The sequence below is a fragment of the Synechococcus sp. R55.2 genome, assembly GCF_047462075.1.
Taxonomy (GTDB): Bacteria; Cyanobacteriota; Cyanobacteriia; order Thermostichales; family Thermostichaceae; genus Thermostichus.
Genome location: NZ_JANSIH010000157.1, coordinates 1 through 857 on the forward strand (window position 1 = coordinate 1; position 857 = coordinate 857).

The window sequence follows — 857 nt, forward strand, 5'->3', positions numbered from 1 at the left end:
CGTTGCAAAGCTTGACAGGCCTTGGCCCTATCCAGCCACCGGCCCTCTTTGCGGCGGATCCGCTCTACCAACAAGCTGGGATCCTCCTCCACAGCAGCAGGTTCCGGCAGATACTGACTCATGCTTGTTCTCCAACAGGCTGGACAGATCACCACTCCCCTGGTCCACAGCCCAGCAGAGCTGGCCGGGCATCTGGCCAAACTTGATCTTCAAACTTGATCTTAGGGCTGATAGCGGTTCTGGCCGAGTCCGGTCGCGACAGCGGGACGGAGTCCTTGGCGAAACTCTAGATCGCTGGGTCGCACAGCATCACCTGGGAAGGCTGTCCACTCACCGGCAAGCAGTTCAGATCCAATTGCCAAAGCTGAGACAGGTGAGATTTCTCTGCTTTGGGCACCTGCAGCCAAATCTTGCCCCTTTGGCCCACCTGCAACACCTGTGAGCCGTTAGGCACAGCTACTTGGGCCAAGGGATCCCCTTTTTCACTGTACAGCCAGAGGGAAGTGGATTGCTCGCCCTCTCGACACAGCAGCAGCACGCCCCAAGGGGCCTTGGCCATCTGGACAGGTTGCCCTTTCAAGAACCAGCGGCGCACCCGCAGCGGATTCACCTGCACCGAGTGGAGATAGGGGCAGCAACCTTGCTGGCCTTCCCTTCCCTCATCTGTTGCCGCAAAGAGCAACCGTTCTCCCAAGCTGATCACCCCCCCTTGGGGATCCAAGGGCAGGCGATGGCGAATGGGCTGGGATCCCGTCTGCAGAGACCAACCGGTTGCGACAGTGGGATGGTGTCCCTTGGGATAGGGCAAGAGGCTCATCTCCACCCACTGCTGCCCCACACCTGTCAACAAAACCAGA

At 59.4% G+C, this 857-nt stretch carries 1 pseudogene; it reads right to left on the reverse strand.

The features are described 5' to 3' along the window. Positions 1 to 286: 286 nt before the first annotated feature. A pseudogene (locus NW838_RS05615) lies at positions 287 to 857 on the reverse strand (serine/threonine protein kinase); the annotation flags it as partial.